At 64.4% G+C, this 26,025-nt stretch carries 24 protein-coding genes; 9 read left to right on the forward strand and 15 right to left on the reverse strand.

The genetic code is table 11. The annotated features are described in order from the left end of the window. The 9 genes from Q0176_RS09295 to Q0176_RS09335 form a co-directional block, all read left to right on the forward strand. On the forward strand, window positions 1–285 hold a 285-nt coding region (locus Q0176_RS09295; RefSeq protein WP_299301976.1), incomplete at its 5' end, for an iron transporter. Between the two features lie 101 nt (window positions 286–386). Further along, the gene (locus tag Q0176_RS09300; protein WP_299301978.1) at window positions 387–1,679 is read left to right on the forward strand and encodes a Fe-S-containing protein; all 1,293 of its coding nucleotides are present in this window, start codon (window positions 387–389) and stop codon (window positions 1,677–1,679) included. Between the two features lie 18 nt (window positions 1,680–1,697). Then, a complete protein-coding gene (locus Q0176_RS09305; protein WP_299301981.1) occupies window positions 1,698–2,996 on the forward strand; it encodes an ABC transporter permease in 1,299 nt (432 codons plus the stop codon). After that, window positions 2,986–4,203: an ABC transporter permease gene (locus tag Q0176_RS09310; RefSeq protein ID WP_299301984.1), complete on the forward strand. Its 1,218-nt coding sequence runs from the start codon at window positions 2,986–2,988 to the stop codon at window positions 4,201–4,203. The genes Q0176_RS09305 and Q0176_RS09310 overlap by 11 nt, the downstream gene beginning before the upstream one ends. 20 nt (window positions 4,204–4,223) lie before the next feature. After that, entirely contained in the window at window positions 4,224–4,907 is a 684-nt protein-coding gene (locus tag Q0176_RS09315) for an ABC transporter ATP-binding protein (RefSeq protein WP_347712486.1), read from the forward strand. Beyond that, window positions 4,904–5,323, forward strand: a complete 420-nt coding sequence (locus tag Q0176_RS09320) for an FMN-binding protein (protein WP_299301990.1) — start codon at window positions 4,904–4,906, stop codon at window positions 5,321–5,323. Before Q0176_RS09315 ends, Q0176_RS09320 begins: the two co-directional genes overlap by 4 nt. 2 nt (window positions 5,324–5,325) lie before the next feature. Then, on the forward strand, window positions 5,326–5,766 hold the full coding sequence (locus Q0176_RS09325; protein WP_299301993.1) for a DUF4418 family protein: 441 nt from the start codon (window positions 5,326–5,328) through the stop codon (window positions 5,764–5,766). Window position 5,767: 1 nt separating this feature from the next. Beyond that, entirely contained in the window at window positions 5,768–6,982 is a 1,215-nt protein-coding gene (locus Q0176_RS09330; protein ID WP_299301996.1) for an FtsX-like permease family protein, read from the forward strand. A gap of 1 nt (window position 6,983) precedes the next feature. After that, window positions 6,984–7,682 (forward strand): ABC transporter ATP-binding protein, encoded by a 699-nt coding sequence (locus Q0176_RS09335; protein ID WP_299301999.1) that lies wholly within the window; start codon window positions 6,984–6,986, stop codon window positions 7,680–7,682. A 137-nt stretch (window positions 7,683–7,819) separates the two neighbouring features. Here the strand turns inward: Q0176_RS09335 and Q0176_RS09340 are convergent, their stop codons facing one another. The 15 genes from Q0176_RS09340 to Q0176_RS09410 form a co-directional block, all read right to left on the reverse strand. After that, window positions 7,820–8,974: an ABC transporter substrate-binding protein gene (locus Q0176_RS09340; RefSeq protein ID WP_299302002.1), complete on the reverse strand. Its 1,155-nt coding sequence runs from the start codon at window positions 8,972–8,974 to the stop codon at window positions 7,820–7,822. 30 nt (window positions 8,975–9,004) lie between these two features. Beyond that, window positions 9,005–9,790 (reverse strand): ABC transporter ATP-binding protein, encoded by a 786-nt coding sequence (locus tag Q0176_RS09345; RefSeq protein ID WP_299302005.1) that lies wholly within the window; start codon window positions 9,788–9,790, stop codon window positions 9,005–9,007. Beyond that, complete coding sequence (locus Q0176_RS09350; protein WP_299302040.1) at window positions 9,787–10,785, reverse strand: iron ABC transporter permease; 999 nt, start codon at window positions 10,783–10,785, stop codon at window positions 9,787–9,789. Before Q0176_RS09350 ends, Q0176_RS09345 begins: the two co-directional genes overlap by 4 nt. A gap of 2 nt (window positions 10,786–10,787) precedes the next feature. Beyond that, window positions 10,788–11,945, reverse strand: a complete 1,158-nt coding sequence (locus Q0176_RS09355) for an ABC transporter substrate-binding protein (RefSeq protein ID WP_299302007.1) — start codon at window positions 11,943–11,945, stop codon at window positions 10,788–10,790. Window positions 11,946–11,999: 54 nt separating this feature from the next. After that, window positions 12,000–13,232, reverse strand: coding sequence for a nitrogenase component 1 (locus Q0176_RS09360; protein ID WP_299302010.1), 1,233 nt, complete (start codon window positions 13,230–13,232; stop codon window positions 12,000–12,002). Then, window positions 13,232–14,485, reverse strand: a complete 1,254-nt coding sequence (locus Q0176_RS09365; protein WP_299302013.1) for a nitrogenase component 1 — start codon at window positions 14,483–14,485, stop codon at window positions 13,232–13,234. The genes Q0176_RS09360 and Q0176_RS09365 overlap by 1 nt, the downstream gene beginning before the upstream one ends. Continuing rightward, window positions 14,482–15,237 carry a nitrogenase iron protein NifH gene (locus Q0176_RS09370; RefSeq protein WP_299302016.1) on the reverse strand — a complete coding sequence of 252 codons (756 nt, stop codon included), beginning with the start codon at window positions 15,235–15,237 and terminating at the stop codon, window positions 14,482–14,484. The genes Q0176_RS09365 and Q0176_RS09370 overlap by 4 nt, the downstream gene beginning before the upstream one ends. A gap of 215 nt (window positions 15,238–15,452) precedes the next feature. Further along, window positions 15,453–16,892, reverse strand: coding sequence for a CsgG/HfaB family protein (locus Q0176_RS09375; protein WP_299302019.1), 1,440 nt, complete (start codon window positions 16,890–16,892; stop codon window positions 15,453–15,455). Window positions 16,893–16,943: 51 nt separating this feature from the next. Continuing rightward, the gene (locus Q0176_RS09380; protein WP_299302022.1) at window positions 16,944–17,594 is read right to left on the reverse strand and encodes a CsgG/HfaB family protein; all 651 of its coding nucleotides are present in this window, start codon (window positions 17,592–17,594) and stop codon (window positions 16,944–16,946) included. Window positions 17,595–17,605: 11 nt separating this feature from the next. Beyond that, complete coding sequence (locus Q0176_RS09385; protein ID WP_299302025.1) at window positions 17,606–18,127, reverse strand: hypothetical protein; 522 nt, start codon at window positions 18,125–18,127, stop codon at window positions 17,606–17,608. 110 nt (window positions 18,128–18,237) lie between these two features. Continuing rightward, window positions 18,238–18,708, reverse strand: coding sequence for a hypothetical protein (locus Q0176_RS09390; protein WP_299302028.1), 471 nt, complete (start codon window positions 18,706–18,708; stop codon window positions 18,238–18,240). Continuing rightward, complete coding sequence (locus Q0176_RS09395) at window positions 18,705–19,877, reverse strand: hypothetical protein (protein WP_299302031.1); 1,173 nt, start codon at window positions 19,875–19,877, stop codon at window positions 18,705–18,707. The genes Q0176_RS09390 and Q0176_RS09395 overlap by 4 nt, the downstream gene beginning before the upstream one ends. 70 nt (window positions 19,878–19,947) lie before the next feature. After that, window positions 19,948–21,576, reverse strand: coding sequence for a hypothetical protein (locus tag Q0176_RS09400; RefSeq protein WP_299302033.1), 1,629 nt, complete (start codon window positions 21,574–21,576; stop codon window positions 19,948–19,950). A 171-nt stretch (window positions 21,577–21,747) separates the two neighbouring features. Then, window positions 21,748–22,914: a hypothetical protein gene (locus Q0176_RS09405; protein ID WP_299302036.1), complete on the reverse strand. Its 1,167-nt coding sequence runs from the start codon at window positions 22,912–22,914 to the stop codon at window positions 21,748–21,750. A 326-nt stretch (window positions 22,915–23,240) separates the two neighbouring features. Beyond that, a complete protein-coding gene (locus tag Q0176_RS09410; protein ID WP_299302038.1) occupies window positions 23,241–25,862 on the reverse strand; it encodes a LuxR C-terminal-related transcriptional regulator in 2,622 nt (873 codons plus the stop codon). Between the last annotated feature and the right edge of the window lie 163 nt (window positions 25,863–26,025).

Here is a 26,025-nt window from a genome sequence, read left to right on the forward strand (position 1 = left end):
GTGAAGTACCAGATTCTCGACGCTCAGGGCAAGACGGTCATCATGGAGGGGAACTTCATGCCCATGAACGCCGACGACGGCCCTCACTATGGCGCCAACATCAAGAAGGGCCTGAAGGTCGGACGCTATAAGCTGAAGTTCATCATCGAGCCCCCCACGGACTATCTGCTTCACACCGACCCCGAGACCGGCGTTCCCGCCAAGGAGAAGGCAAACGACTATTTCCAGACCCATACCGCCGAGTTCGATTGGAACTACACCGGGGAGCAGCTTCAGAACCAGTAGTCCCAACTTGTAAGGGGACAGGTTAGTTACTCTGTTCCGCGGGGCGTCTCCTTTCGTCCGGCCTCCTGCCGTTCGGAATGCGGTGTGCCCCGCGGAAATTTTTGACAAGTCCGGAGGTCAACCCCATTCTTAAATATCTTGTCGCGGTCACCGATCATCTCGCCTCGTTCTCCCTGATGGTCGGTTTGATCTTCAGTTATATCCTGCGCTTCAAGGGAAGGGCCGATCGTCTGATCGTCTGGGCCGGAGCGGCGGCAGGGATTCTCGGGGGCGGGGTCGTCTTTGGGGTTCGGCTGTTCGACCCCAAGGGCATGAACCTCCCCCTCATGCGATTCAACCGCTGGGCTGTGGTGGTCATTGCGGCGGCGGCCTCGGTCGCCTTTTTGTGGATTATCCTGTCCGGGGCCCTGCTTCGGGGACGGAGGGACGCCCGATGGATCGACAGGGCGGTTTTGGCGGCATTGACGTTCCTCTCCCTGACCTATCTCATGCCCCAGATCTTTCAATACACTCAGGAGTTCGTCTATTTCGGTGAGAGCGGCCTCAGCACGCGCGCGCTGCTGAGGGGCATCGGCTTCGTCCTTGGCCTTGGGGTGTGCCTGATGCTCGCGCTCAGCGCGTTCGAGGTTCACCGGGCCCTTGGGGACGGCGCGTCCGTCCTGTTTCTGAGCGGCTCCCTCCTTCTCTTCTTCCTGGAGTACGGGGTCCGGGCCGTGGCGGCGCTTCAGCGCCTCAAGGTGATCGGGCTCTCGGATTTCGTGTTCGAGCTCATGATCTTCGGGGACCGGTTTCAGAACGTATTCGTCTTTGCCCAGCTGGCCCTGGCCCTTCTGATGCTGCTGTACGTATTCGCCACGCACCGGAGGGTCGTGGGCGAGTTTCGCAACAAGGCCCTGCTGCGGAAGGAGAGGGCCCGGCTTCGCGGGTGCCGCCGCTGGTCCGCCGGCCTGTTCTTCTGGTCGGCCGCCACGGTCCTGATCGTGGTGGTCCTCAATTATCTCGACACCAAACCGCCGGCAGACCTCCAGCCCGAGTCCTACGACCTCGACGGCGGGGTCATAACCATTGCGCTGGACAAAGTCTCCGACGGCCACCTTCACAAGTTCGCCTACGACACCCCGGGCGGGTACAACGTGAGGTTTCTCGTCGTCAAAAAACCCGCGGGAAACGCCTATGGGTTGGGGCTGGATGCCTGTGAGATCTGCGGCATCGCCGGCTACTACGAGCGCGGGGACGAGGACGTGGTCTGCCGCCGCTGCGACGTCGTCATGAACAAGAACACCATCGGGTTCCGGGGGGGGTGCAATCCCATCCCGTTCCCCTACGAGGTCAGGGACTCGAAGATCTATATCGACGTCAAGGAACTGGAGCGCCATGAAAAACGCTTCAAGTAGAAGAAGTAGGAGGCTCCCGTGTTCTGGAGAATGATACGGCGGACGATCGTCCGCCAGAAGAGCAAGATGCTGATGATCGCCTTCACCGTCACCCTGGGTGTCTCCCTGTCCACGGCCATGATGAACGTCATGCTGGGGATCGGGGACAAGGTCAACCGCGAGCTCAAGGTGTACGGCGCCAACATCGTCGTGCGCCACAAGGAGGCCGCCCTCATGAACGACCTCTACGGGCTCAGCGAGGGTGAGGGCGTCACCGACAAGTTCCTCCATGAGGAGGACGTGTTGAAGGTCAAGACGATCTTCTGGGGCTTCAACATCGTCGATTTCGCCCCCCTCCTGGAGGGGAGCGTGCGCGTGGATGGGGTTGGCCCGGAGGGGGCGGAGGTCCCGCTCGTCGGAAGCTGGGTCCGGAAACACGCCGTCCTGCCTACGGGCGAGACGCTGGATACGGGGCTGCAGCCCCTGAGGAACTGGTGGCAGATCGACCTGAAGGGAGAATGGCTCGGTGAGGAGGACGACGGCTTTGTGATGGTGGGGAGCCTTCTGGCGGGCCGGAACGACGTCTCGCTGGGGGACACCCTGACGCTGCGCCACGGGGACCGGACCCGGCAGGTCGTCGTCAAGGGAATCTACACCGACGGCGGGACCGGGGATGAGCAGATCGTGGGGACCCTGAGGATGGTCCAGGAGCTTTTGGGGCTCCCGGAGAAGATCTCCCGGATGGAGGTCTCCGCCATCACCACGCCGGACAACGAGCTGGCGAGGCGGGCGGCCCAGGATCCGCAGAGTCTGAACCCCACGGACTATGAAACCTGGTACTGCACGGCCTATGTCAGCGCCATCTGCCATCAGATTCAGGAGGTCGTGCGGGATGGGGTCGCCAAGCCGGTCCGGCAGGTCGCGGAGTCCGAGGGGACGATCCTGAACAAGACCACCTTCCTGATGACCCTGATCACCATCCTCAGCGCCATCGGTTCGGCCCTCGCGATATCGAACCTCATCACCGCGAGCGTCATCGAGAGGAGCCAGGAGCTGGGGCTGTTGAAGGCGCTCGGAGCGCTCAACGCCCAGATCATCCTGTTCGTCCTGACCGAGGTGATGCTGATCGGGTTTGCGGGGGGCGTCGTCGGTTACTTTTTGGGCATCGGCTTCGCCCAGGTCATTGGAAGAACGGTATTCGGATCCGGCATCGAGATCGCGCAGATGGTGATCCCCATCGTCTCGGCCATCCTTTTCTTCGTCGTCCTGTTCGGCAGCGTCCCCGCCATCCGATACCTGCTGAAGCTGAAGCCTACGGAGGTCCTGCATGGCAAGTAAAGCGACAAGCCGAGAGCGCATGTATCTGAAGATGGTGGTCAGCTCCCTCGTCCGAAGGAGCTCCCGCCTGATCGTCGCCGTCCTGGCCATCGCCATCGGGGCCACGACCCTGTCGGGGCTGGTCACGATCTACTACGACATTCCACGGCAGCTGGGACGGGAGTTCCGCTCCTACGGGGCCAACCTGGTCCTGCTCCCCAGGGGGGACACGAAGATCCTCCGCGGGGATCTGGAGGCGGTCCGGCGCATCATCGGCGGGGACCGGATCGTGGGCATGGCCCCCTACCGCTATCAGACCGTCAAGATCAACGAGCAGCCCTACATCATCGCGGGGACCGACCTGGACGAGGCCCGGAAGAACAGCCCCTTCTGGTACGTGGAGGGCGAATGGGGGACGAAGGACAGGCCCGACCAGGTGATGGTGGGCAAGGAGATCGCCAGGACGCTGGACCTTTCCCTGGGCGACGATTTCGTCGTCAAGGGCGTGAAGTACGGGCAGAGCGCCGTCGCGTCCAAGCAGACCTTCAGCGCCGAGGAGAACGTCAAGAAGGACGTCGGCACGCAGTATTTCAGCAGGAAGCTCTACGTCCGGGGCATCATCACCACCGGGGGGGCCGAGGAGGGCTTCATCTTCACGGACGTCGACATGTTGAACGAGCTGATCGGCGACACGTTCCGCGGCGACGTCGTGGAGTGCAGCGTCATGGCCGACGCCGAGGGGCTGGGGACGCTCTCGTCCGCGATCGAGGCCGAGCTTCCGAACGTGCAGCCGCGGGCGGTCCGGCGCCTGACGCAGTCTCAGGACATCGTGCTGGGCAAGCTGCAGGCCCTGGTCTATCTGGTGACGATCGTGGTGCTGCTCATCACCATGATCTCGGTCTACACCACCATGATGGCGATGGTCGCGGAGCGCAAGCGGGAGATCGGCCTCAAGAAGGCGCTGGGAGCCGAGAACGGGCTCATCATAGGCGAGTTTCTGGGGGAGGGGGTTCTGCTGGGATTCATCGGGGGGGCCCTTGGGGTTCTCCTGGGCTTCGAGTTCGCGCAGCAGGTCAGCCTGAGCGTCTTCGGCAGGGCCATCCACTTTCAATGGCTCCTCATTCCCATCACCATCGCGGTCTTCATCGCCATCACCATCCTCGCTTCGATCCTGCCCGTCCGCAAGGTGATGGACATTCATCCGGCCATCGTGCTCAGGGGGGAATAAATTTGGGTAAGATATTGGAGATGAAGGGCGTATCGAAGGTCTACGGCACGCTTCACGCCCTTTCGGACATCAACCTGACCGTGAACGCCGGGGACTGGCTGTCCATCATGGGGCCCTCGGGTTCGGGAAAGACCACGATGATCAACCTCATCGGATGCATGGACAGCCCCTCGTCGGGGAGCGTCGTCCTGGATGGACACGACATCAGCCGGGAGAACGCCGCAAGCCTCACCCGCATCCGCAGGGACAAGATCGGGCTGATCTTCCAGCAGTTTCACCTCATCAGCTATCTGACCGCCGTGGAGAACATCATGGTCGCGCAGTACTATCACAGCATGCCCGACGAGGGGGAGGCCCTGGAGGCTCTGGAGAAGGTCGGGCTGAAGGACCGGGCCCGCCACCTTCCCAGCCAGCTCTCCGGAGGGGAACAGCAGCGCGTGTGCATCGCACGGGCCCTGATCAATTCGCCGGACATCCTCCTGGGGGACGAACCCACGGGGAACTTGGACGAGGAGAACGAGGGCATCGTCATCGACATCCTGAGGACCCTGCACCGCGAGGGGGCCACCATCATCGTGGTGACCCACGACCCCGAGGTCGGGGACGTGGCCCAGCGGAAGATCGTGCTCGAGTACGGGAAGATCGTCCAGGACATCGACCAGACCCGGCCCCTCGAGCCCGGAGAGAGCGGAGGAAGAGCATGAAGAGTCGTTATGTCGTGGCCGCCGTGGTCCTGATCGTCATTGCTGCCGCTGCGGCGGCGTTCGTCCTGAAGGGGACGTCCCGGGGCTACCGCGACGGCGTCTACGAAGGGGAATACCGCAGCGAGAACGGGGGCGGCGGCACCAAGGTCGTCCTGAAGATCGAGAACAACGCGATCGTGGACTGTCAGATGACCGCGACCGACGCCGAGGGGCACGTCAAGGACGAGAACTACGGGAAGAACGACAGTGAGGCGAACTATCGGCTGTGCCAGATCTCCGTCGCGGGGATGAGGCAGTATCCGGGCGAGCTGCTCAAGGTCCAGGACATCGACAAGGTGGACGCCGTCTCCGGCGCGACGGTGACGCACAGGGAGTTTCAGATCGCCGTGCGTCAGGCGCTGCAGAAGGCGAGATGACCATGCTCAGAAAAGCCTTCCTCGTCCTGAACCTTCTTTTGGGTGCGGTCCTTGCCCTGACGCCCTTCGTCCTCTTCCCGGTCTGCGGCCCCATGCCGAACGGAAAGTACATGATGTGCCATTACAGCGGGATCTTTATCGCGGGCATGGGGGCGCTGATCGTCGTCCTGTCGCTTCTGGCTCTCTGGGGCCATCGGAAGCGGTGGGCCGCGTCCCTCTCCGGCGTCCTTTCGATTGTGGCGGCCCTGCTGTGCTATCTGGTCCCCATGCGGACCCTCGTCATCGGGGACAAGGCCGGCTGGGGCTGGGAGTGCGGGCTCTGCAAGGCCGCGGACATGGCCTGCCATACAACGACCATGCCGGCGGTGACCGTCCTCGTGTCCGCCCTCGTGCTGGTGAACGTCGTCGCCCTGATCCACGGCTTCGTGGGCCGGGGCCGCTGAGATGCGCCTGACGACCTTCGAGCTCGCGGGAAAGAACATTCGCAGGAAGCCCCGGAGGAGCTTTTGTCTCGTCCTCGTGATCCTGCTCTTCTCCTTCTCGCTCTACGCGGGGTCCGTCCTCTCCCTGAGCCTGTCCGGGGGCGTGTCCAGCATGTCCGACCGCCTGGGGGCCGACATCATGGTGGTCCCCGAGGGGTACGATCCCCACATCGACAGCATCCTGCTCTCGGGAAAGCCCTCGACCTTCTACCTTCCCCGCGACGTGATGGAGCTCCTCCGGGAGGCCGACCGGGACGGGGAGATCGGCATCGACAGGATGTCCCCTCAGACCTTCCTGGCGACGCTGAACGCCTCCTGCTGTTCCTATCCGGTGCAGCTGGTGGGGATCGACTACGGGACCGATTTCCTGATCAAGCCCTGGCTGGAGAGGACCCTGCATCGGGACCTGAAGGACGGCGAGGTCATCCTGGGGCATCACGTGGCCGGGGACGAGGGGGACGAGCTCACCTTCTTCAAGAAGGGGTTCCCCGTGGCCGGGCGGCTGGAGCAGACGGGGATGGGGTTCGACGCTACCGTGTTCATGACCCGGGAGACATTGGCCGGCCTGGCCAGGGAGGCGGAGCGGATCCTGAAGCATCCCCTGACCCGGGACGGGAGCCTCATCTCCACCGTCATGATCAAGCTGGCCCCCGGCTACGATTCGGTCAAGGCCGCACGCGCGCTCAACGGAAAGCTCAACGGACGGGGGATCTACGCCCTGTTCAGCAAGAAGTTCGTCAACACGATATCGTCCGGCCTGAACCTGGTATCCGGCCTGATCAAGGGGTTCATCCTCCTGGTGTGGGTCCTCGCGGTCGTCGTCATCGCCCTCGTGTTTGCGATGACCTTGGGCGAGCGCAGGAGGGAGATGGGCGTCCTGAGGGTCCTGGGCGCGACCCGGGGGAAGCTGATACGCCTCGCCCTGGCCGAGGTGTTCCTTATCTGCCTCTATGGCTCGGTTCTGGGAACGTTTCTCGGCGGAGCGGCCATCGCCGTCTTCGGCCCCATGGCGACGGAGACGCTGAGCCTGCCCTTCCTGCTGCCGCGTCCGACCGTCCTCCTCCTGATGGGCGCGGCGAGCATCGTCGCATCGGTGCTCACCGGCCTGCTGACGGCGGCGCGCTCCGCCGTGAGGGCTAGTCGGGCGGACATCTACGACACCATGAGGGACCTGTAGCATGGAAGAGAAGACTATCGTACGGCTTAGGGATCTGTCCCGCGAGTACCCGCGGGGCGGAGGGCGTTTTTTTGCGGTGAACGGGGTCTCCCTGGAAGTGCGGGCTGGGGATTACGTCAACATCATCGGCCGGTCGGGGAGCGGGAAGTCCACGCTGCTGAACCTGATTGCGGGGATGCTGGCGCCCACGTCGGGCACGGTGGAGATCGACGGCCGGAGCCTTGCGGGGAAGGGCGACCGCGAGCTCTCGTTCATGAGAAATCAGTCCATCGGCTTCATCCCGCAGAACGCGGCGGCGCTGCCCAACCTCACGGTCCTGGAGAACGTCCTGCTTCCCTTCTGTCTCTACCGGCGCGGGGGGGACGGGGAGGGGGCGGCCCGGCATCTTCTGGGGAAGTTCGGAATAGAGCGCCTGGCGGATTCCTACCCCGCGGAGCTCTCCGGGGGGGAGCTGCGGCGGACGGTCATCGCCCGCGCCCTGATCAACAGGCCCCAGCTCGTCATCGCCGACGAACCCACCTCCGACCTGGACAGGGAGTCCGCGGGGCAGATCATGAGGACCTTCTCGGACCTGAACGGGGAGGGGGTCACGCTGATCCTGGTCTCTCACGACCTGGAGGCCCTGAACTACGGAAGGACGGCGTACACGATGGACTCGGGCGTTCTGACCCCGGGGGCGTCGTTCGGGGGCGCTCCGTGACCCGCACGGCAAGCATACCGGATTGACGCAAGAGCGGCGGAGCCCTTTACGGGCCCCGCCGTTCTTTTACGCCGATTTCCAATCGCCCGCAGGCAAGGCGAACGGAAACAACGAGGCATACGATGGATGAATCGGGACTATATCCCTGCCGCAGCCTCCCGTTTGGGGCGGAACACGGAGGCGGCCTCCTCGTCGCTCAGAGAAAGCCCATAGAACCTCTTATAAAAATCTTTTACCGTCCGGTTCATGTCGATATCCTCAAAGAGCTCAGGATGGTTCTCCTTGGCCATCCACAGCAGCATCAGGGCGGAGTCGGAGCAGGTGACGTACCAGCGGTACATCCCCAGGGGAAGTTTGCGGACCGCCTTTTGCTTCACGGCCTCGACGGGAGCCCAGTCGTGGCCGGTCACCTTGTTCTCGTAAAGGTCGTCGGGCAGGAGCGGGAGGAAGTTGGTGATGAATATCTTCTCTGGGTTCCATGCGTAGATCTGCTCCATATTGACGCCTTGGGTTCCCTTCCCCGCCTCGGCGGCGACGTTGACGCCTCCCGAAGCATTGATCCAGTAGTCCGCCCAGGACGAAGCCCCGGGGACTCGGATCGCCAGGGCCTCGTAACCGTGGATGAACATGCATCGCGGTTTTTTGTCCTGGGGGACCCCCTTGAGACGTTCCTCGACCTTGGCCTGCATCTCCCTGCCGTAGGCGACGAAATCGTTGGCCTCGATGTTCGTGTTCATCACGCGGCCCAGCAGTTCCATCCAGCTGTTGATCGTCTCGACCGCGTTGAAGCCCTTGACGTCGAGCCTGAAGCCCACGGCAGGGATCCCGGCCCGTTTGCACGCCTCGTAATCCCCGGGCACGGCGGAGGCGTAAAGCACCACGTCCGGCTTCAGCTTCAGCAGCTCTTCCACGTTCAGGATCCCGTTCTTGCTGAAGCCGCTCGGAACATGGACGATCTCGGGGGCGACCTTGATCAGGAGCGAGTTCTCGGCCGCACTGATGATTGCGGGGTCCAAACCGACCAGCTTCTCGACGCTGCCCTCGAAGAGACAGAACACCGAGGCGAGAGGCCAGGCGGAAGCGATGACCACACGGTTCACCTCGGCGGGAAGCTCGACCTCGTTCCCAAGCTGGTCGACCACGATGCGGGAGGCCGCGGCCGGCTTATCCCGGTCGGGCGCCGCCGGAGCGGCCTCCAGGACAAAGGCCGGACACAGGCTCCACAACAACAGTATCAACAGCCGGATCTCCGGACGCAGAAAACGGCACGTCGGCGAAAACAAACTTTTCATCGCAAAAACCTCCCTCTCGTATCGAAAAATTCACACCGTCGCGATGGGGATGACGCTCCTGTAGCGGAATCCCTCGAAGAGGAAATCCGCGATCTTCACTCGGACGTCGAACGCGCTGCGCATGTTCTCCTCGTTCAGGACCTCCTCGGCGGGACCGCACAGGCTGGTGCCGTCCCGGCTCAGGATCAGGGCCTTGTCGGCGATCTTGAGGGCGTGGGCGGGGTAGTGGGTGTTGATGACGGCCGCGATGCCCCGTTCGCGCGCCAAGCGCTCGATCGTCTCCAGGACGATCAGCTGGTTCTTGAAGTCCAGGTTGGACTCCGGCTCGTCCAGCACCAGCATCTCCGGCTCCGCGCTCAGGGCGCGGGCGATCAGCACCATCTGCAGCTCGCCGCCGCTCATGCAGCTGCATCGCTTGTCCGCCAGGTGGGTTACGCCCACCAGATTCATGGCCCGCTCCGCGGCCGCCTCGTCGGCATGGGACGGCTGCGCAAAGAGCCCCAGACGGGCGGAACGCCCCATCAGGACCATCTCCCGGGCGGTGTAGGACAGGGCCGTCCCCTTGGACTGCGGAACGTACGCGATGCGCCTCCAGACCTCCCGCGGGCTCAGGCGGGAGAGGTCGAGTCCGTCGATGGTGCTGGCGCCCTTTTTCCAGCGAAGGAGCCCCATCATGCAGCGGAGCAGCGTGGTCTTGCCCACGCCGTTCGGCCCCAGTACCGACAGGATCTCCCGATCCCTGACGGAGAAGGCGATGTCCCGCAGGACCGGGACGGAATCGTAGCCGAAATATCCTCCCTGAACCTCGAAGATCACAGTCGAGCCCCCCTTGTCCGGCGCAGCAGAAGGATGAAAAACGGCGCGCCGATGATTGCCGTCAATATGGAGACCGGGATTTCCGCCGCGGTGATGCTGCGGGCCGCCGTGTCGATGAGAACCATGAACGCCGACCCCAAAGCCATGCTTATGGGGACGATCCGTTTGTTGTCGCTGCCGCAGACCATCCGTGCGGCGTGCGGAATCAGCAGCCCCACCCACCCCACGTTGCCGCAGAGCGAGACGCACGACGCGGTGATCAGGGTCGCGGCGGTCATGACGGTCAGACGGAGCTTCCTCAGATCGATGCCCAGCGACTTTGCCTCGTCCTCCTGAAGCGACAGGATGTTCAGCCTCCATCGCAGCAGAAAGAGGACGGCCATCCCCCCCACGATCAGGGGGACGCCCATCGCGATCCCGTGAAAGCTGGCGCGCGACATGCTTCCCATCAGCCAATAGGTGATGGCCGGGAGCACCTCCTCCGGATCGGCCACGTACTTGATCAGCGAGACCATGGCCTGGAAGAGGGCTGACACCACCATCCCGGCCAGTACCACCATGACGACGGTGCTCCTTCCCCGCACCCGGCTGATGAGGGTCGTCGCCAGCAGCGCCGCGAGCCCCATGACCATGGCGGAGGCCTGCACGGCCAGCAGGTTCTGGGAGAACAGGAGCGCCAGCACCGCGCCGAACGAGGCCCCCGTGGCGACGCCCAGCGTGTCCGGCGTCGCCAGCGGATTGCTGAACAGGGACTGGAAGGAGGCTCCCGCAACCGAGAGCCCCGCTCCGACGAAGAGGGACAGCAGGATCCGGGGAAGCCTCACCTTGCAGATGACCGAATGGGCCGTGGAGGCGGCGCTCTGGCCCTTCAGCGCGGAGAGCAGAATTTCGAGGGTCTCTCCGACGCCGACGTGATAGCGCCCGATTCCCAGGCAGAGCACCGCCGCGGCGACGGGCAGAAGGGCCAGCAGGAAAAAAATCCACCGCTTCCGCATGTTCACTTGGCGTCGGCGGCCTCGCGCGCGGGACTGAATATCCTGCGAAGGTCCTCGTCCGTCAGGTCGAGGTTGTAGAAGCGCTTATAGTAGGCACGCACCTCGGCGTCCATGTCCACGTCCGCGAAGAGCTCCGGCTGATTTTTCTTCGCCAGCCACTTCAGCACCAGGGGCGTATCCGATGCGGGCGGATACCAGCGGTACATGCCCAGCGGGAACTTGTAGACCTTCCGTTCGCGCACCGCCCTGACGGTGCTCCAGTCGTGTCCGGGGATCGCGTTCTCGTACAGGTCCTCCGGCATGTGGCGGCTGAAGTTCGTGATGTAGATGATGTCGGGGTCCCAGGCGTAGATCTGCTCCATGTTGATGTCCGCCACCCCCGAGAGCTCCGAGGCGACGTTGACCGCCCCGGTGGACTCCAGCCAGTACTGCCCATAGAAATTGCTTCCCGACGTCTTGATGTTCCCCTCGCCGTAGTTGAAGAGGATCAGGGCGCGCGGCCTCTTGAGGCCCTTCACGCCGTTCAGCGCGGCCTGAATCTCGTCGTAGGTCTTCCGGCCGTATTCGACGATTCCGGACGCCCGGTCCTCCTGCTGGAGAACCTCTCCAAGGAGCTTGACCCAGCTCTCGAAGGTCTTGATGGTGTCGAACCCCGAGAGGGCCGTCGAAAACCCCACGGCGGGAATGCCCGTCAGGGCCAGCTGCCCTGCGTGGGCTGCCGTCTCCACCCTGTAGAACACGACGTCGGGCTTCAGCTTGAGCAGCTCCTCGGCGTTCAGCACGTCCCCCTTCAGGAACTCGGTGCTGGCCCTCAGGATGCCGGGCGCCACGCGGGGCAGCAGGGAATGCTTCGCGGCCGACATCGAGCCGGGATGGATCCCCACCAGCTTGTCCCCGGCCCCCTCGAAAAGGCAGTAGACGGACGGCAGGGGCCAGGGGCCCGTGATGACGATGCGCTCGATCTTCGCCGGTATGCGCACCTCCTTGCCGGTGTGGTCGACGACCACCCGCGTCGCCTTCTCCGCGCCGGGTTCCCCGGACGCAGCCCCCTTCGCCGCGTCAGAGGCGGCCGACGCGGCCCCGGCGAGGCTCAAAAACAGCAGCAGAACGGTACAAAACAGTCCCGAAGGATAGGAAAGACGATCGTACGTAAACTTCATGCGGAACATCATCCTTTCTCAAGTCTCAAGTCTCGAGCGACAGTCAAGCGACACTCAGGAAAGTTTCCGGGGGACGGGTTCCGCCCCCCTCGCTCCGGCGCACTTATCGGCGCGGGGGTCGGGACGCCGAAGAAGCGCGGAGAACGACTTGTTGAAACGTCCGCCGATATGGCGAACGGGCGCAACGGGAGACTGATGGCTGGATACGGCGTAGAGCGGAAACGAGATGAACTTCACGGAGTCGTCCCGCAGCAGGGGCTCGAGGAAGGGGTCGCCCACGACCAGGGAGGGGCCCGAGTTCATCGCGTTCCGAATCTCCGCCTCGTCCCTCAGGTTCCGGTCCCCCGGCAGGGCCAGGTCCGGCTCCATGCCGAAGATGCAGCCCACGGCAATATCGCACACCCCAAATTCCGTTCCGAGGGCGCATCGGATGGCGTTGGCCTGAACCTGCTCCCCGACCACCAGGACCTCCGGATGCTCGGACGGAGGCTCGCCCTTCAGTATCCGGGGCTCGGGAAGCTCGCCCTCCAGCATGGCGCCGAGCGCCTGGAAATACGCCTTGAGGGAGGCCGCCCCCATCGGCAGGCCGCAGAGATACGGCGTTCCGAACCGGCGGTACATCCATTTCGAGACCAGAAAGCCTGCTCGCGACACCGCCAGGTTGACGCGGGCCGCGGCTGCGCGCCGCAGCGCCTCCAGGTCGTATCTCATCGCCAGCGTCGCTGTGACCTCGACGCCGCGTTCCTGCAGGGCGTCCTGGAGGTTGCGGATATCGACCCCATCGGCGAAGTCGAGCGGGGTCGCCCCCACGATGCCGACCGTGTTCGGCACGGAGGGGGAGGGCTCGGCGAAGCGTTCCAGCAGGGCGATCAGTGCGGCGGAAACTCCGCGGTCGTAGTAGGCCGTCCCCGTGGTGTCGAACCCGAAACCCGGCAGCCCGGTCCGGGCCTCCAGTTCCGTGGCGATGCCCTTCATGTCGCTGCCGACGACCATCGGGACGGGGCTGCCGACCAGCGCCGTCAGCTTGGGGTCCAGGTCCCGGCATGCGGCGATCATGCGGCCGATCAGCTTCTCGTCGTCCCCCATCACGGCATCGATGTCCCTCAGGGCCGAACAGAAGATCGCCGCGCCCGCCCCGTACCACCGCGGCTCGTCGTAGCCCGTGTAGTTGCCCGTGCATCCGGAGGCGTCGTGGATGGCGACCACGGCGGGGAGGTCGAAGAAGACCGATGAGATCCCCGAGTAATCCGGGGAGAAGGGGGGAAGGCATAGGGACAGGCGTGCCATCACACCACCAGCCCGTAGCTCTCGATCAGGCGTTCCAGGTCCGTCTCGGCCTCGGCGGCTGCACGCATCCGTTCCATCAGGACCCTCAGCCCATGGAACCCGAAGAGCGCCCCATCGGCGAAGAGGTCCACTACACGTCTGGCCCCCGCCAGGTAGGCGCCGTCCACCCCGATGGCGAGCGCCTCCGCAAGACGCCCCTCGAATCGCACGGCCCTGTGATGCTGAGGCTGCACGAGCTCCACGTCCGGCCGATTCTCCTCCAGCCAGTCCAGGCTTTTCCGATCGATGGGGATGCACTTTTGGGCCACCACGCGCCGGACGGAGAACCCGTACTCCAGGAGGGCTCGGGCGAGGCCGAAGGGGCGGGTAACGGCGGACGCGTCCACGATCACCGGCCTGTCCCCGACGGCTCGCAGGGCCGCCTCGACGGCGACGAGCGCAGCCGCACGTTCGGCGGAGAGATCGGGCTCGGCGCCCGATAGGTCCAGAAAGTCCCGAAGCTGCCGGTAGCCCGCTTCGATCTCCCCGATGCGGTAGCTCACGGGCAGGAGGAGGAAGGGGATTCCCAAAGCTCGCTCCATATCCTTCGCGGCCTGCACTCCGGTTGGCGCCAGGACGAGGTTCGCCCGGCTGGAGGCCATCCGCTGAAACTCCTCGAAGGTCCTGCAGCGCGAGATGTGCCGAAGCTCGCCCGCGCCCAGGCCCTCGAGGACACGGTGCAGCTCGCATTCCGGGGCCACCGCCTCCAGGTTGCCGATGCTGTTGACCGACGTCTCCTTCGTCTCCGAGGGCTCCAACAGGCTGTAGATGCGCCTCCGGATCGTAACCGGAGGTGGGGATTTCGAGTCGAGGGAGATCGGATTCATGTGGCATATCCGAAAGCGCAGATCGGGGAAACGGCCGTGCAGGACCTCCAGGAGAGCCTCCCGATCCGTCCCGATCAGGTCGTCGAGACAGCTCAGGAAGATCAGTACGACCCTGGGACGCCGGGGCAGCGCGTCCAGGAGCTCCTCCACGGCCCCGGGGATCTGGTCGTCGTAGCCCCGGACGATATCGTTCTGGTCGACGTAGAGGTAGGCCAGCCGGTCCTTGAACCCCTGGCGCATCGCCCCGATGGCCCCGTGGCGCCCGCAGGCGAAGGGACATACGAACAGCTGCACGCTTTCCGGAACGAGCATCCCGATGCGTACCATCCCCCAGCCGCCATGGGCCGGGGATGTGTAGTGAAGCGTGTCCTCGAACGCGCCGTTCATCCCCCGCACACCTCGAGAACGCGCTTCGCAAGGTCGCGGTACTCCGCTGCCATGGGGCTGTCCGGGAGCGCTTCGAGGACGGTGCAGCCGCGATTCTCCGCAGTCTGGACGTCGCCGTTGCGCGGGATCTTCTTCAACACAATGGTGTCCAGCGCCTCGGCGGCCTCGGCCACCCGGCGGTCCTCGTCGGCGATGTTGCGCGAGTTGTGGATCAGGCCCGCCAGCCTGGCGTAGCCGCGTTTTCCGAAGCTCTCGATGGCGCAGGCGATGTTCGATGCCGCAAATAAAGCCATTTTCTCCGCCGAGGTAACGATCAGGACGTGGTCGGCATAGCCGCCCCGTATGGGCATGGCAAACCCGCCGCACACGACATCCCCCAGAACGTCGTAGAGGATCACGTCCGGCCGAAACCTTTCGTAGGCCTCGAGTTCCTCGAGCTTCTCGAAGGCCGCTATGATGCCGCGCCCCGCGCATCCGACCCCCGGGGTCGGACCTCCGGACTCCACGCACAGACACCCCCCATACCCCTCGAAGACGATATCCTCGAGTCGTACGGAATCCGCACCCTCCCTCATCCGTTCCAGTACGGTCGGAATGGCGCGTCCCCCCATCAGGGTCTTGGTCGAGTCCGCCTTGGGGTCGCACCCGATCTGCAGCACCCGGAGCCCCCGCTCCGCCAGCGCAGCCGAGAGGTTGGACGTCGTCGTCGACTTGCCTATTCCACCCTTGCCGTAAACTGCTATCTTCCTCATATAAAGTTTTCCTTCCAAACCTTTCAGCTCTGGTTGTTCCAAAAAACTTTTTCAACGAAAAGAGATGTGCAAGGGTAATGATAGCATACAAGTGATATCGATCAAACATACCGTTCGTGTCATCCGCTCACGGTAGACGAAAGAACGGCGGAGCCCTTAAAGAGCTCCGCCGTTCTTCGATGGGAAATACCTCGCCCGCTAGCAGGGGGAGTGAATTACTTTTTCAGGGTCTTCGACTTGAAATCCTGGGCTGGCTTGTAGTCCGGGTTGATCGCCAGCGCCTTGTCGATCCACTGGAGCGCCTCGTCCGTCTTCTTCAACTTGTGCGCGGAGACCCCCGCCCAGTAGGCCGAGAGGTAGTTGACGGAGGGGTGTGCATCCGCCGCTTTGGAGAATTCCGCGTAGGCGTCCTTGTACTTGCCGTTATTGAACTTGTTGTAGGCGTTGCGCTGCATGATCCCCAGGAGGTTCTTGTCCCCGCCCGAGATGGCGTAGGTCTCGATGACCTTGGCGTCCGTGGACTGGTTGGGGTCGAGCCCCGGAATGACCTTGGCCTCGCCCGCCGCCGGCTTCTCGTCCGGCTTGGGCTGCTCCGTGACGGTTGCCGGAGACGGAGTCTCGGTGTTTGCATTCGGGGTGTCCGAGGCCGTCGGGGCGGCCTGGGGTTCCGCGCCGTCCTTGGGGGCGTCTCCGAATATCTGCTCGAAGGTCCCGCTGGAGGCGGCGGGACGGGAGCTGGCGAATTTGAGGGACTTGATCATCCTGCTGCTGATCGGCTCGACCTTGTCCCCGCGGCGGACCAGGGAGGCCTTGCCCCCCTTGACGAACGTGCAGTTGCTGTAGGTGGACGTGGCCTCGCGGACCTTGAGCACGGCGAGGGCCAGGCGCTCCTGCCCGATGGTCTCGCCGTTCATGCCGAGGATCGTCTTGCCGTCGGCGTAGACCAGATACAGCGCCCCTTCCTTGGCGCCCATGGAGGAGCCGATGTCGATCGTTACCTCCTTGTCGGCCACCGCGACGACGTGCGAGCTCTCCCCGCCGAGCGTGCCTCGGATGCGGGCCGCCAGGCGCGTCACCGAGTCCGAGATAGCGCGGCCCTCCAGGCCGTCGAAGGTGCCCTCCGCCAGGACCGCTCCGCCCAGGTAGAGGCCGGAGACCTCGTTGGAGGAGTAGCCCGTCTCGGAGAACGCCAGCCTGATCTCGGCCGTCGAGGTGTCCACGATGCGGACGTCGATGGTGGCCTGCGCCTCCTCCGACCCGCTCGCGATGCCGATGCTGCCGAAGAGGGGGATCGCCCCTCCCGAGGCCTTCTTACTCAGCTCCGTGACCGCGCCCAGAAGGATGTACTGCACGCCGGCGACGCGCCCCACCTCGGCCGCCGTGCTGGCGTCCACAAGCCCCGACTGTCCCAGTCGGATCTCCTTGCCCACCTTGTCCAGCTGCTCCCGCTCGATCACCGCGATGGACCGCGAGCTCGCGAGGGCGCGGGTCATCAGGTCCATGACGGCGTTGGCCTGCTGCTGCGACACGCCGGACGCCTTGCTCTCGAACTGGAAGACGCCGATCCGCACCTTTTCCTCCCCTGCCCAGGAGGGAAGGACAAACAGGGTCAGGGCAAACAACCACGCCAACACAACGCTCTTACGCACCCTCATAATCAAAAGCACCTCCGCTTTTTTGTTCGGACACTCCATGGCTCCATGCCGTCAATCGAGGCGCAGGCCCCTCATGCTCTCCACGTGCTTCATCACGGCCTTCCGGGTCGCCGCGGCCAGGATGCCGTTGATCTTCCCCGCACCGAACCCGCCGTACTTGGTGACGAGGCCGCCCAGCGTCTGGTTGGAGGCCCCGCGCTCCGCGGCCGCGTAGGCCACCTCGCCCGTCTCGTTGTTGATGATGCGGATGTCGAGCGTCACGTAGGCCGTGTTGGAGGCTCCTCCGACCCCTCCGATCCCGGGGATGGGGACGGCTCCTCCCGCCGCCTTGTAGTGGTACTCCGTGACGGCCCCCGTCATGGAGTACTGCGCCCCCTTGATCTTGCCGAGCTCCGGGGCCGTGGACTCGTCCATGAGTCCCGATTGGCTCAGCCGAATCTCCTCCCCGACGTAGTGCAGCTTCTCGCGCTCCACCAGGGTGAAGAGCCCCGCCTCGTAGAGCTCGGTCGTCATCATCTCGGTTATGGCGGAGGCGGGAATGTCGCCCCCCGCCTTGTTCTCGAACTCCCGAACCGCCAGGCGCGGTTTTTCCCGCGCCGCGGCGGCGCCCGCCAGGGCGAGGGATATTACCAGGACTGCCAGGGTCGCCAAGATTGCCGGAATGGATAAAATACCCCGGCGCAGGCCATGCTCTCGTCTCATGGCGGGGCCTCCTATTCCGTCATCCTTTTGACGGCCAGGGCGGCGGCGGCCTCGAGGGACTTCTGTTTGGCCTCCGATGGAGTGTAGCCCACCTGCTTGCCCGCCACGGTGTCGGCGTAGATCTGGCTCCCGTTCGACGCCGTCACCATGACGGCGACGGAGGATGTGCCCGTGTAAAGCTGAAACTCGTTCAGCACGGGGCTTCCCGCCTCCACCTGAGCCGTGATCATGGTGCTGAACCCGTACTGCCTGCCCAGCTTCATGATGGCGTCCACATTGCCGTCCAGCGCCAGGGCCGCGGCCTTGCTGCGCCGGATGGCCTCCAGCTTCTTGGGGTCCACCACCTTGTACCCCTTGGCGAGGAGCTGGCGCGTGAAGACCGAGGCCGTCTGTGCCGCCTCCTGGGCGGAGGCGCTCTTGACCAGCACGGCGATCGACCCGTTGGGCAGCGCCGCGTGCGCGGCCCCCGGCGTCAGATGGAAAAACAACCCCAGGACGAGGACGAGCCCCGCCCGACAACATTTCGATACCACCGACATCTCCTCCTTGAAGAGTTTGAAGAATTTTCAGGGAAACACTGATTTAAGGAAACGCTTTACAGGACCACAGCCGGGACCGCCGCGTATGCTCGAAAGAAGCTGTCCTATTTCAGGTGCAGCCGCTTCATCTCGCCCGCCACGTAGGCCTCCCCGCGCTTGCCGAGCAGACGGGAGAGCGCCGTCTCGACCTCGATAAAGTACAGCCCGCCCTCGATCCTCTCGGTCAGGATCCGTACCGGAGGGACGGGGCCCGCGAGCCACAGCGCCCGTCCCCGGAGCTCCGGGTCCGCCAGGATGCGCTGGCGCAGCGACAGCAGGCCGCGGCGCGCATCCGTCAGGGCCGCCCGGCGCGCCAGAAGCCTGCCCTGGGCCGTGTTCTGCACCACGCGTCCCACGCCCCGTACGAAGGCGCGGTTCTCCTGCCAATCGGCATAGAGGCTCTCCTCCGTCATCTGAAGCAGGTCCTCCGTCGTCGCCGGGACGGGTTCGGCCAGGGGCGCCGCCAGCCCCGGGGCGCAGAGACAAAAGCACAGGACGGAGGCGGAAATCCCCAGCATGCGCCGCAGGCCCGTCATGGCGCGGGGACCTCCGCACCGCGGCCCTCGACCAGCGAACCGGAGACCCCGTCGATCTCACAGCCCCTGTCCGACAGGATCGAGGCCAGGTCCTCCGCCGTCTTGTCCGAGACGACGTCCAGCTCCAGCTCGCCCTTGCGGAACTGCCTCTGGTAGACGCCGGTCACGCCCTCGATGCCCGAGAGCTCCTCCTTGAGGGCCTTCACATCCTTGAAGGCGACGCCGGTCAGCTTGATCTTGACCGTCCGCCCGGGGATGCCCCCGGCCGAGCCCGAGATCAGCGCGTAGGCGATCTTGTTCACCAGGCTCTTGCCCGCGCGGCTGGCCCCCGGTTTCAGTCCCTTGACGGCCCCGTCCTCGAGGGAGGTGCCCTTCTGCTTTTCCTCGTAGGTGTCGGAGCCGAGCTGATAGGCCGACGCGGCCAGAACCGCCTTGAGCTGCACGGTGCTGCGCACCCCGTAGATGCGGACGCCGCTTATCTTTTGATCCGCATAGGAGCTGGCGTAGGCCTTGCCGTAGATCAGGACGTCCGCCTGGAAGTCGCGGGCGATCTCCCTCAGTTTCTCGGGGTCATCCGCGCTCCGCGCCGCGGCCAGGTCGATATCCTTCAGCGTCCCGGCCTGGGTGGCGTCGACCAGCAGGTACCCCGCCTTCTCGAAGACCCGCAGGACCTCGCTCTCCGCCGTGGAGAGGAAGGAGGGCTTGTCTCCGATCCGCTCGTCGAGCAGGACCATGATCCTCGGGTTGCCCAGCGCATCGATGACCGCCGGACCAAGCACCCCATCCAGGGCCGCCTCGGCCACGTCGCAGACCGCGGACAGGTGCAGCAAGCCGTCGGAGTCCTCCCACTCCCTTTGAATATCCATCCTCTTGACGATCCCCTGGGACTGGGAGAAGACCTTGTCCTTCACCACCTCGAAGTTCTTCATCTCCGTGATGCCGGTGACGTAGGCGCCCAGGGCCTTCTCCAGGGCCTCGCGCATGACGGAGCGCTTGGCGTCCTCCCGGGCCTTGTTCTTCGCCCCGTCGACGATGGGGGCGTAGCCCTCCGCCTCGACCGTGATGAACTTTCCCGCCGCCGGCTTGGGGGCGGCCTTCTTCGCGGCCCATGCCTCGTCCGGAACGAGTCCCGCCGTCAGGGCGAGGAGAATAAGGCACAGCGCCGCCATTCCGAAGGCCCCTCCTTTCCGGAGGGGCCGAACCGCATCGAATCCCGCAGCTTTTCTCATCGAACGGCGCCTACTTGGAGACCACGATCACTTTGCAGTCCTTGCGGAAGTCGTAGGAACTGCCCCGGACCTTCGCGGCCACGGCGTTGCTGACGACGATGTCCACGTTTCCGTTCTTCAGCTTCAGCGCCTTGGCGACGATCGGGTTGCCGGCGACGTGGACCTCGCCCTTCGCGTAGTTGATGTTGTTGTAGTAGGCGCAGAGCCCGGACTGGAGGAAGCGGTCGTAATCCACGAACTCCATGCCGTATACGGGCTTGCCCGACTCGTCCAGAACGCGGAAGCTCATCGAGGGCACCAGCGGAAGGTGACGGGCGTCGATGACGAGCCCCGTGTAGCGGCCGGCCGACTTCTTGGGCTTGGGCTCCTTGTACGTCTTGTCGACCGGGATCTTCGGAGCCACGACGGCCCGGACCGGGGGCAGCTTGATCCGACCGGTGACCGTATAGGCCTCCCCGTCCCACTCGCCGCGCATGACCTCCACGTTCTTGATGATGCCGGAGATCTCCGAGCGCACGCGGTCCTCGGCCATGAAATCGTTCATCGTTGTCTGTGCGTCGATCTGGACTCCCTTCATGAACTCCAGGAGGTTGCGCTGAAGGTCCAGGGTCGCGCCCCTGCGCGCAAGCGCCTTGCCCTGCGCCCCCTTCATCCCCGTGGGGGCCACCGCCATGCCCGTGGCCTCGATGTAGTTCTCCGTCCAGTTCATCAGGCCGTTTTCCTTCTTGACGACGACCGCTCCCGGCCCGTTCACGTCGGGTACGGCAATCGGCGCCTCGGCGACCACGGGCGCCTTGTCCATCAGGGCGATCTCCTTGTTCTGAAGAGCCGCCTCCTTCTCGGTCAGGGCGGCCTCCTTCTTTTTCAGCTCGGCCTCACGCTCCGCCAGGTCCGCCTCGCGTTTCTCGGCCAAGGCCGCTTCCCTCTTCTTCAGATCCTCCTCGCGGGCGGCGAGCTCCGCGGACGACTCGGAGGATGCCTTGCTCTGCCTCTCCAGTTCGGTCTCGCGGGCCGTAAGGGCGGCTTCCTTATCCTTCATCGCCGCCTCGCGCTCCGCAAGCTCCGCGGACGAGGCGATGGAGACCTTGTCCTGGTTCGCCAGCTCGGCCTCGCGTGTCGTGAGGGCCGACTCCCTCTTGGCCAGCTCCGCCTCCCGTGCCGCGAGCTCCGCGGACGACGCCGAGGCGGACTTGCCCTGATTCGCCAGCTCGGCCTCACGCTCCGCCAGGGCCGCCTCCCGTTTGGCCAGCTCCGCCTCCCGTTCCGCAACCTCCACGGAGGATGCGGAGGATGCCTTGTCCTGCTTCACCAGGTCGGCCTCCCGTTCCGCAAGGGCCGCCTCGCGTCGCGCCAAGTCGGCCTCGCGCTCCGCAAGCTGCGCGGACAGGGCGGCGTTGCCCCGTTCGTCCGAAGCGGACCCGGCCTCCGTCTTCGACGGGGCGGGCTTTTCCTCATTCTCCTTGATCTCGGCGGCCTCGCCGTCGAAAGTCGCCTTTTCCTCGTCGGAGGACTCGGTCTGGGGGACGGATGCCACCAGGACATTCTCCGCCGCCGGGCCGATATCCGCCCTCGCGTCCCAGGGGGCGGGAAAAGCCGAAAAGCCGGCCAACACAAGGGAAACCATGAACATCTTCAACATAATGCCAATCCCCTCCTGTCAAAATGGAAATACGGCACACAGTCGGATGCTGCAGCCTCTTCTGTCCCGCCCCGTATTTTATAGTGTTGGGGTGCTTCGCACAAATGCGTTTGATCCTCTTTCGCGTCGAAATGGGATGGTTTTGAGGGTGGGATTTCCCACTCGCCCGGGTCAGATCAGTCCGGCGAAGGGGGAGACGTAAAGCGCCACGTCGTCGTACCAGTTCCGGAACTGCCGGGCCCAGGCCAGCTGCACGACGGAGAAGAAATCGTCCGGCGGGCCCCCCAGGGTGTCGTGCAGGAGGGCCTGCTCGTAGATCTCCGTCGGGAAACTGTAGACCAGCTCGCCCTTATGGCGCAGGGTCGCCGCCTTGGGCTTGCAGCCCAGGGCCATCCGCCCCCGCTCGTCGTCGAAGAACGTCACGGAGTAGGAGACGTCCCCCAGGGTCCCGTCCGGGAAGGTCAGTCGGCGTTTGCGTTCGTACCCCTGCTCCTGCAGCTCCTTGTCGCTGTCCATGGAGATGCGTTCCTCGATCCTGTCCACGGCGTCGAAGTGCCGTATGAAGGCCGCCAGCTTGCATCCCAGCCCCATGAGGCGGGGGTCCCGCAGCGTGAAGGAAACTTTTCCGGGCTCCGCAGGTTTGGGGAGGCCCGGCGTCTCGGGGGGCTCCTCTCCCCGCCAGAGCAGGTCGACGAAGTCCGATCCGTCCGCCTGGCAGAAGGAGAAGCCCAACAGCATGGCCGTGGCGGCTATCCGAACCGGGCTGTGCCAGCGCGCCGGTCGTGCGCCCGCCAGCTGACGCACGGCCCCGGTCTTGATAAGGTGGTCCGCCGTGCGTTCGTCGTTCCGTATCTCGAGCTTCGCCGACAGGGCCTGCCCTTCCTCGGGGGAGAGGGGAAAGAAGGGGCGGAACCTCCCCCTCTTTTTGTCCTCCTCCGTGAAGTCGGCGATCCAGAGCGAGGACCGCCTCTCCTCGGACAGAAGGTGCAGTTCCCCCCTGTCCGTAACGATCTCCGGTGCGTGGAGGACCTTTTCGAGGTCGATGGAAAATTTCCAGAGCCTGGGGCGGAACGCCGTGTACACGGCGTACTCGGAAAGGATGCGCTGCAGGAGGGGGACAAGGTCCGCGATCTCGTAGCTGAAGCTCTCCGTCCTCTTCTTCCCCTGGACGGCGAGCTTGCGCTCCCGATTCTCCATCCCTGAAAGGTGAATCAGTTTTCTGGAGTTTTTGTTCTTGTTGAGGACAACGAGACGGGGGGAGAGCCCCTTGGTCCATATCTGAAGCGCGATGTTTTCATCCACGTCGCAGCTGCTGACGATTTCCCCCTTGTCGTCCATCCGCACCATCCCCTTGCGCCCTCGGCCGTCCCCGTCGGGAGGCCGATCGGGTTCGGAACGAGTCCATAGTTTCCTCCAGTGTAACATAAAAAAAGAAGAAAAATTTCGGGTGTTGCTGACCTTCGCCAAAAAAGTTCCGTTCGATGACTTTGAGGGGAAAAAGTGTGGGGCAGTACTTGAAGGCAAGGAGTTCCTCTCTCTCATTCGAACCGCCAAGTCGTGAACGAGGGCACGCAGTTCCGGGGGATCCAGGACGGTGATGTATGAGGCGGCGGACAGCACTTGGTGCGCTGCGTTCCGAAGATCCGGGACGTGGGCCTAGCGCTTCATCCCGGGGATTCGGAGCCGGAGCTGTAGGGCCCGGGCCGGCCTGTGCGGGCAAGGGCCTCGGCGGCGCTCGAGGCTCCCAGGGCGCGGTAGAGCCTGAGGACATGGTATTTTGCCGTGCTGTGGGCTATTCCAAGCTCCTTCGCGATCTCCCCGTAGCTCGCGTTCCTCCCGAGAAGTTCCAGAATCCGAATCTGCCTGTCGCTCAGGGCGGGGACCGCCGCCGCTTCCTTCACCATTTTCGATGAGGTCAGGGGTACCTTATCGGTCCCCGCCATGGCTGCCCGGACCCGGACCGCGAAATCGATCCAGAGGGCCTTATGCGTTTTGTGGGTTCGCAGCAGGGTGTCGAGGACCGGGGCGAGGGCGGGCGCGTCGTCGATGAATAGCCTCGGGAAATTGCAGAGCGCCCCGATCTTAAGTGCCCTCTCCATGCAATGGAGGCTTTTTTTGCGGTTTCCCAGGTTCCTGTGAGCGAGCGAGAGCAGCAAAGAGGCCTCGATCATGTCCAGTCGTCGCCGAAAATTCATCCCAAGCCTCAGCAGCTTCTCCCCGAACAGGACGGCCAAGGCGTCCTCCCGGACGGCGAGCAGCGCCCGTTCCGTGACGAAGTGCTGGTACATCCGGTACAGAGGTAACCCTTCAGTGAGGGGAGCAGCGTAGGTGTCCAGCCACTCCCGCGCCGCCTTTCCATCCCCGCCTGCGATGCGGGCGGCGAAGCGCCAGGCCCGAAGGCTCGGGCGCAGAAGGAGGAACCCCTCCCCCTCGATGCGCCGTTCCGTCTCCTTCTCGATTTTTGCGGCCTCGTCCGCTCGTCCCATAGCCCTCAGGATGGCCGACAGGATCAGGTCCGCGGAGAAACGTACCTCCGCCCTGCAGGGCGTCGTCTCCATCATCTCCTGGCCCCTCAGGGCCCGGAAACAGGCCTCGGGGAGGCGGCTGCTTTCGTAGAGGATCCCCGCAAGCTGGCATTCCAGCATGACCTGATGCTCGTTTCCCAAAAGGGGAGTAAAGGCCCTCCGCCTCCTGGCGGCCTGGACGTAGAGATCGCGGCCCCGGGCCAGGTCCGAGTGGTCTATCAGGGAGCGGTGCAGCATGGGCATGGCTGCGGTAAAGGTCCCCACCCGGAGCTGTCCGTCGGGCAGGAGACGCTTCAGGTCCTTTCGTCCCTCCAGGAGCTCGTCCGTATAGCGGTCCAGGGGCCTGCGAAAATCCAGTGCCCGGAGCGCACAGAAGAGCTGAATGGCATCCCTGTCCGCCTTTTTCGAAGATGAAGAGATGTCCTTCGAGCTCCGGCTTTCCAGCTCTCGTTCAATCTTATCCATAAGCCGGAGGAATTGCCGGGCGTTACCCTCCACGTAGTACACGAAGGCGCATTGGGTCATTATGGGAAGATTCCCCTCGAAGAGGTCCTTGCGCAGCTCCTCGCGTCCGTCGATCACGTATTCCTTGAAGAACGCGATGCGGTCCTCCACCGAGCTGGAGGCGGCAATTCGCCGAAAGGCCGCGCAGCAGGCGGACAGTCCCCTGGAGTCGGAGCATTGGATGTAGTGCGCGGCGGCGGCGTAGTAATCCTCCTCCTCGAAGAGCGCGTCGGCCACCTTTTTCTCGAGGGCATGAATCTCGTCGGCACTGCGGCTTTCGTAGAGCTTCTCCCTCAGAAAGTCCCGAAAAAGGTCGTGCAGGCGGTAACGCCCGTTTCCCAGACGGGAGACGAAGGCCAGGGACTCGAGGATTTCGGCGCTGTCCGGTCGTCCCGTCAGGCGGCGGCACAGCCGTCCGTCCAGCAGGGCGGGCAGGGAGACCTGCATCAGAAAGTCCCGAATCCGGTCGTCCCAACCGATCCAGACGTGGACATCCAGGTAGCGGCGCAGCAGCGCCTCCCCCTGCAGGGCCCCGTCGGGGGAAACTTCCTCCTTTTCCCTTTCCTCTCCCGGCGCCCCGCTCCCCATCAAAAAGGCCCCCACCGCTATGGGCCAGCCCGCGGTCCGCCTCAGGAGGTCGGTCGCCCGGTGGGGGGAAAGGCCGTTTCGAGTCAGAAGCCTTCGCAGTTCCTCCTCGTCGAAGGCCAGGTCTCGGGCGCCCAGGACGGTCATATCGCCCTTCAGGATGGCGTCCAGGAAGATGTCCGGGGGCTCGTCCCGGCTCAGGAGACAGACGGTGAATCCGGAGGGGAGGCGTTTCCGGAGCAGGGGGAGCGCCCGCGGCACCGCCCCGTCCCGCAGATGGTGAAGGTCGTCCAGGACCAGAACATACTTTTTGGTGTTGGGGAGGAGCAGGTCCAGGGCGTCGAAGAGATACTCCAGAAAGGGGGGCTTCACCCGCTCCGCGGCCCGGGCCAACCTCCGGTTGGCCCTCTGGGCGAAGGCGAGCCCTCCCAGGAACTTGCGGACGAAACGGCCCTCGTTGTTGTCGTAGGGATCCAGCGTGATCCAGGCATGCTTGTTGCGCTGCGGGGCCAGCCACTGCGAAACGGCAAGGCTCTTTCCGAATCCGCCCGGAGCCCCCACGTAGATCCACTGCCCTCCTCGCTCCTTTGCGGCCTCTAAAATCGCGTTCACCCTCGCGCGGGACAGAACCCCCTTCCCCGCACGAGGCGGAAGAAAATGTTCCTCGGACATGGTCTGTTCTCCCTGTGATGTTCTTCGTGATGGACTAATACCAATTCGCGTTTCGAAGGGCGAGAAGGGCCCCCCTGCAAGGGGGGCTGCCCCGCAGGGGCTGGGACTGACGGCCCATGAGCGATAGCGAATGGCTGCCGGAAGGCTCCCCGAAGGGGAGGGG

It is taken from the genome of uncultured Fretibacterium sp. (genome assembly GCF_938040765.1).
Taxonomy (GTDB): Bacteria; Synergistota; Synergistia; order Synergistales; family Aminobacteriaceae; genus CAJPSE01.